Source organism: Halorubrum sp. Boch-26 (assembly GCF_029889805.1).
Taxonomy (GTDB): Archaea; Halobacteriota; Halobacteria; order Halobacteriales; family Haloferacaceae; genus Halorubrum.
This window is the reverse complement of record NZ_JARANT010000129.1, coordinates 1-5425: the sequence shown is the minus strand read 5'-3', so window position 1 is coordinate 5425 and position 5425 is coordinate 1. Positions and strand designations below refer to the sequence as shown.

General features: G+C 70.7%; 8 protein-coding genes. 4 read left to right on the top strand and 4 right to left on the bottom strand.

Annotated features, from left to right (window positions below; all coding sequences use genetic code 11):
* Window positions 1–1756: S9 family peptidase (locus OQF71_RS13660; RefSeq protein WP_280588338.1), on the top strand; the 1756-nt coding region annotated here is incomplete at its 5' end.
* Window positions 1757–1760: 4 nt separating this feature from the next.
* Here OQF71_RS13660 and OQF71_RS13655 read toward each other — a convergent pair.
* From OQF71_RS13655 to OQF71_RS13640, 4 genes are all read right to left on the bottom strand, one after another.
* Window positions 1761–2138, bottom strand: coding sequence for a helix-turn-helix domain-containing protein (locus OQF71_RS13655; RefSeq protein ID WP_280588336.1), 378 nt, complete (start codon window positions 2136–2138; stop codon window positions 1761–1763).
* Between the two features lie 97 nt (window positions 2139–2235).
* Complete coding sequence (locus OQF71_RS13650; protein WP_280588335.1) at window positions 2236–2496, bottom strand: hypothetical protein; 261 nt, start codon at window positions 2494–2496, stop codon at window positions 2236–2238.
* 52 nt (window positions 2497–2548) lie between these two features.
* Window positions 2549–3235: a DUF5828 family protein gene (locus OQF71_RS13645; RefSeq protein WP_280588334.1), complete on the bottom strand. Its 687-nt coding sequence runs from the start codon at window positions 3233–3235 to the stop codon at window positions 2549–2551.
* 86 nt (window positions 3236–3321) lie between these two features.
* Entirely contained in the window at window positions 3322–3555 is a 234-nt protein-coding gene (locus OQF71_RS13640) for a hypothetical protein (protein WP_280588333.1), read from the bottom strand.
* 179 nt (window positions 3556–3734) lie between these two features.
* Here OQF71_RS13640 and OQF71_RS13635 point away from each other — a divergent pair, with 179 nt between their 5' ends.
* The 3 genes from OQF71_RS13635 to OQF71_RS13625 are packed head-to-tail and all read left to right on the top strand — an operon-like array spanning window position 3735 to window position 5378.
* Window positions 3735–4115, top strand: coding sequence for a cupin domain-containing protein (locus OQF71_RS13635; RefSeq protein ID WP_280588332.1), 381 nt, complete (start codon window positions 3735–3737; stop codon window positions 4113–4115).
* Window positions 4108–4734: a hypothetical protein gene (locus tag OQF71_RS13630; protein WP_280588331.1), complete on the top strand. Its 627-nt coding sequence runs from the start codon at window positions 4108–4110 to the stop codon at window positions 4732–4734. Before OQF71_RS13635 ends, OQF71_RS13630 begins: the two co-directional genes overlap by 8 nt.
* 5 nt (window positions 4735–4739) lie before the next feature.
* The gene (locus OQF71_RS13625; RefSeq protein ID WP_280588330.1) at window positions 4740–5378 is read left to right on the top strand and encodes a DUF6517 family protein; all 639 of its coding nucleotides are present in this window, start codon (window positions 4740–4742) and stop codon (window positions 5376–5378) included.
* The last annotated feature ends 47 nt before the right edge of the window (window positions 5379–5425 follow it).

Genomic DNA, 5425 nt, shown 5'->3' with positions numbered 1-5425 from the left:
CGACGTACATCCCGACCCGCGCGTCATCGACCGCACCGTCTACCGCTCCGGACAGGAGTACTTCGACGGGCGGTGGTCCGGCGTGTACGTCGTCGACGCGGACGCGGCGGTCGACGGCGCGGCGGCGCCGGACTCCGCCGAGGGCGTCGAGCGCGTGACCGACCGCGACGCCGACTTCGCCGCGCCCGACTGGGGCGACGCCGACACCCTCTACTTCGCCGAGGAAGTCGGCGACGACCCCGACGACTCCTCGGAGATCGCGATCCGCGCGCACGACTTCGAGACGGGCGAGGCCGAACACGTCCACACGACGACCGGGTGGGGCGCCGCGCTCGCCGCGACCGCCGACGGCCGGGTCGCGTTCACCCACGCGGAGCCCGAGCGGGTGTCGATGCAGCCGGTCGACCTCCGCGTCGCCGACCGCGAGACCGGCGAGGTGACCGATCTCACGGGCGATGTCGACCGCGGGCTCGGCTACGCGGCGGCGCCCCAGTGGGGCCCCGACGACGCGACGCTGTACTTCGCGACCCCCGACGAGGGGAAGACGGCGCTGTGGCACGTTCCGGCTGACGGGAGCGCGGCCCCCGAGCGACTCCTCCGGCCGGGGACCGTCTCCGGCGCGACCGTCGGCGGCGACGAGGGCGCCGGTCCCGGCGAGGTGACCGTCGCGTTCGCCGCCAGCGAGTGGGACCACCCGGGCGACGCCTTCGCGTACGACGCGTGGAGCGGCGAGACGACGCGTCTCACGGAGCTGAACGCCGACTATCTCGCCGATCTCGCGCTCGGCGAGCCCGAGGAGATCCGGTTCGAGTCGGACGGGGCGGAGATCCAGGGATGGGTGATGACGCCGCCGGGATTCGACCCGGACGACGAGGCGGGCGAGGACGACGAGGCGAGCGAAGGCAGCGAGGCGGAGGAGTACCCCCTCGCGGTCGAGATCCACGGGGGCCCCCACGCGATGTGGTCGACGGCGGGGACGATGTGGCACGAGTTCCAGACGCTCGCGGCCCGCGGGTACGTCGTCTTCTGGTCGAACCCGCGCGGCTCGACCGGCTACGGCGAGTCGTTCATGCAGGCGATCGAGCGCGACTGGGGCGAGGTGACCCTCACGGACGTGATGGCCGGCGTGGAGACGGTCGCCGAGCGCCCGTACGTCGACGAGACGAACGCGTTCGTCACCGGCGGCTCCTTCGGCGGGTTCATGACGGCGTGGACGGTGGGCCGGAGCGACTACTTCCGCGCCGCCGTCTCCCAGCGCGGCGTGTACGACCTCACCGGCTTCTACGGCTCGACGGACGCGGCGTACAAGCTCGTCGAGGGCGACTTCGACACCGTCCCCTCGGAGGAGCCCGAGTGGCTGTGGGAGCGGTCCCCGACCGGCCACGCCGACGAGGTCGAGACGCCGACGCTGCTCATCCACAGCGAGGACGACACCCGGACGCCGATCTGCACCGCGGAGCTGTACCACCGGATCCTCCGGAAGAACGGGGTCGACACGCGGTTCGTGCGCTACCCGCGCGAGGGCCACGAGCTCTCCCGCTCGGGCGAGCCCGGGCACGTCGTCGACCGCATCGAGCGGATCGCCCGGTGGTTCGACGGCTACTCCGAGTACCACGACGCGCCGCGGGCGCTCGATCGGTCCGACGACGAGGGGCTGAGCGCCGCAGACGAAGACGGTGAAGAGGAGGGCGAAAGCGGCGAAGAGGAGGGCGAGAGCGCCGGAGAGGAGGGCGAGAGCGGCGAAGACGGGAGCTAACCGCTCACTCTCGGTCGTCCGGGTCGAACCCGTCGATCGCCGCGTGGACGCCCTCGACCCACTCGTCGAGCGCGTCGTGTAGTCGCTCTTTCGCCTCCGGGACCGGGATCGCGGTGTACTGGTAGACGTAGCCGCCGGAGTCGAGCAGCCGGCGGCGGCGCTCGACGAGCCCCTTGTCCCGCAGGGTCGACAGCGATCGGTTCACGTTCGATCGGTCCCGATCGAGCGTCTCGGCGAGTTCGACGACGGTACTCCCCGGGTGATCGAGCAGCGTCATGTACGTGCGGCTCTCGTGGTCTCGAACGCCGAACACGCAGGAGAGCACGTGTTCGAACGAGGGGGAGACGTCGCCGACGAGGTCCTCGATCTCGGGGTCGCTCATGGACGCCGTTCGGCTGCGGTCGGGTTAAAAGCCCTCATCGGTGGCGGGGGACCGATCGGCGGGCTGCCGCCGACGGACGACTGCGGGTCGATCCGAGTCAGTCGCCGGCGTCGCTCCCGCTATCGGCGCTGGCGTACCCCATCCGGTCGATACAGCCGCGCATTTCGGCCTCCTCCGCGTGGCGGTGGAGGTTCGTCGGCGTGTCGCAGTGATACGTCTCGCCGTCGTATCGGAGGACGACCTCGTGGCGGCCGCCGGCGACCTCGACGTCGACGAGGATCCGGCGGCCGTCGTTGAGGGCGTCGATGAGCTCGTCGGCCGACAGCTCGCCGGCCTCGACCCGGAGTACCTCGGTCATACTCGCCCTTCGCGGGTCGCCGAATGAAAACCGTTCGGAGTTCGCGTTCGGGTCATGTCATCGTCGAGTCCGGGCCCCCCTCCTTCTCTGGCGGTTCGACGCCCTCCGCGGCGGCGACGTCGTCGGTGCGCTTCTCGGTCTCGACGTGCCAGCGGTCGATCTCGGACTCGTACTCGGCGAGGATGTCGCTCACTTCCGCTTTCAGCTCGTCGTCGTTGACGTTCACCTCGAACTCGAACGTCTCGCCGTCCTCGCCGCGACCGACCTCCTGGACGTTGGCGCTGACGAGCTCGTTGTCGAAGTAGTACGGCGCCATCTGGGTCATCACCTTCTGGTAGACGGTGTCCTCCACCTTGCGGAGCGCCTTGCGGCTCGCCGAGTCGGCCGCGCGGGCGACGTGGCCGATCGACTCGCCCCACCGCTCCATGGCGCTCTCGGTGTCGTTCTCCTCGACCTTCTCGTAGGACTCGGTGAGCTTCTCGCCGGCCGTCTGGAGGTCGTCGCCCGGCGTCTTGCCGGCCTGTTCGCCCTCGCCCTCGCCGACGGACGCCTGCTCGGCGGTCTTCGCCGACACGTCCTCGTCGATGCGCTCGTGGGACTTCGGGCGCCAGTCGTCGAACTCGTAGAAGGCGTCGCCGTCGGCTCCCGTCTCGCGGAGCGCTAAGGCGATCCGCTCGCCGTGCTCGACGACGTCGCCCCAGTCCCCGCGCATCTTGAAGCCGGAGATGCTCTCTTCCATCGCGTGGACCCCCGTAGGAAACGAACGCGTATAAGTCTCTCCGACGCGGCGCGAACCCGCGGTCCGACCGATCGGTCGTCGAACCGCTACTTCCCGTACGAGAGCCGGCGGCCGAACGCGGTGGCGCGGTCCTTGAGGTCGCTGAGGAACCCCCCCGGCGAGATCCGCCGGAGCGACGACTCGTCGACCTCGACCCGCTCGCCCGCGAACGGGTCGTGCTCGACGCGGTCCTCCGAGTCCTTGTCGCCGTTCACCGCGCCCACGACGGTCGACATGGAACACCGGCCGCACGCCTCCGCTTGGATCTCGTCGTCTGACATGGGTATCTCTACCGAACGATCGTGTTCGACAGCCTTAAATCCCGCCGTCGACCCCGCTACGGGGCTTTCTCCGTCGTGTCCGTCGGCTCGAAACCGACCGACTCCGACCCGATGCCGGTCCGCTGCCGGTCCGCCGCCGGCCCGACGACCTTTTCAATCGCTCCGTGGAATTGGTTCACATGGGATACCGCGTCGTCGACACGGACTCGGTGGAGCCGAAGCCAGACCGCCCCTGTGAGTGCCGGAAGCTCTCCGGACCGGGGGGGTTCGACTCCGCGGCGATCAACCGGTTCCGCGCCGAGCCGGGCGAGCAGCTCCCGCTCGCGTACCACTATCACGAGACCCAGCAGGAGGCGTTCTACGTCCTCGACGGGACGCTCTCGGTGGAGACGCCGGAGGGGACCTACGAGGTGCCCGCGGACGACCTGTTCGTCGTCGACCCCGAGAGCCCGCAGCGGGCGTACAACCCGGCCGACGCCGACGGCCCAGTGACCGTGCTGGCGATCGGCGCGCCGCCGGCCGCTGACGACGCGGTCGCCTACGATCCGGACGATGAGTGACGCGGCCGCCGGGGACGACCGCCGCGACCCCGAGGAGCTTCCGGCCGAGATTCGGGAGGGCGTCCCCGACTACGACGACGAGTACCTCGACCGGGTCTCCGACCGGCTGATGTACAGCTACGACCTCGAGAGGGACGTGGTCGTCCACGGCGAGCGGTTCGAGTTCGCGGGGGAGATGCGGATGCGCAACCAGAAGCAGTTCTTCCACCCGGCGCTGAGCTACGCCGACCACGACATTATGGAACACCTGTTCGCGCGCCGGGTGACGAGCCCGACGGTGGGGGAGCTCGAACGGCTCGTCGAGGTCGGTCACGACGTCGCCGACGAGCGGATCACGCCGAACGAGGAGCACTTCGGCACCGACGTCAGCTTCGTCCTCGTCGCCGACCGGATCCCCGAGGACGTCGCCGAGTTCGTCGACGGCTTCCGGGACCGCATCCTGCTGAAACTCGGCTACTACGGGCACTACGAGGTGAACCTGGTCGTGGTCGCGCCCGACGAGGAGGAGCTCGTCGCCAGCGAGGCCGCGGACGTCTCCGGCGCGTTCCGGCTGTGGGAACCCGTCGAGAAACCGGACGAGGGGTTCCTCTCCCGGTTCGCGAAGCGGTTCTGGAAGTGACTCCGATGCGCCGGACCCATTCGCCCCGCTCTCGGCGCGCGTTCCTCGCCGCGGTGACCGGCGCCGCGACGGCGACCGCCGGGTGCGCGCTGCTGCCGGAGGAACAGGAACCCATCGAGGCGAGCGCCGAGCGGCCGGCGTTCCTCCCGGACGCCGCGGTCTCGGAGCGGGGGTACGCGGAGACCCTCTCGACGGAGACGACGGTGACCGTCTCGGCCACGGTCGACCTCTCCGGCGACGTCCAGATCTCGAACACCCGCGAGGTGATCGCCGACGTGTTCCGGCGGGGGTACGCCGACGACGACGGACGGCGCTTCGGGATCGTCACCGCGCCGGCCGTGGCGGTGATCGAACAGCCGGAGGTCGTCCGCGATCCGATCGCCTCGGTGTCTGCCGCACGAGCGGTCGAACTGGCGACCGGCGCGAGCGTCTCGTCGGTCTCCGACTGGCGGAGCGCCGCGACGCGGACGGTGCTCGGCACCGAGGCGGAGAGCGAGACGGCGACCGCGACCGCCGACGGCGCGGACGTCGAACTGGAGCGCGCTCGGGTCCGGGCCGAGGGCGACGCCGTCACGGCGATCGCGATCGCCCCGGCGGGCGACGAGGCGGACCCGCCGTTCGGCGAGGTCTCCCGCGACGCCTGATCGGAGCGCGTCGACGCGCCGCTCCCGACGAGCGGTGTGAACAAGCA

Bases quoted from the DNA above. Each gene is read 5' to 3' on its own strand.
- OQF71_RS13655 (WP_280588336.1), bottom strand. From the start codon at position 2,138: ATGAGCGACCCCGAGATCGAGGACCTCGTCGGCGACGTCTCCCCCTCG.
- OQF71_RS13650 (WP_280588335.1), bottom strand. From the start codon at position 2,496: ATGACCGAGGTACTCCGGGTCGAGGCCGGCGAGCTGTCGGCCGACGAG.
- OQF71_RS13645 (WP_280588334.1), bottom strand. From the start codon at position 3,235: ATGGAAGAGAGCATCTCCGGCTTCAAGATGCGCGGGGACTGGGGCGAC.
- OQF71_RS13640 (WP_280588333.1), bottom strand. From the start codon at position 3,555: ATGTCAGACGACGAGATCCAAGCGGAGGCGTGCGGCCGGTGTTCCATG.
- OQF71_RS13635 (WP_280588332.1), top strand. From the start codon at position 3,735: ATGGGATACCGCGTCGTCGACACGGACTCGGTGGAGCCGAAGCCAGAC.
- OQF71_RS13630 (WP_280588331.1), top strand. From the start codon at position 4,108: ATGAGTGACGCGGCCGCCGGGGACGACCGCCGCGACCCCGAGGAGCTT.
- OQF71_RS13625 (WP_280588330.1), top strand. From the start codon at position 4,740: ATGCGCCGGACCCATTCGCCCCGCTCTCGGCGCGCGTTCCTCGCCGCG.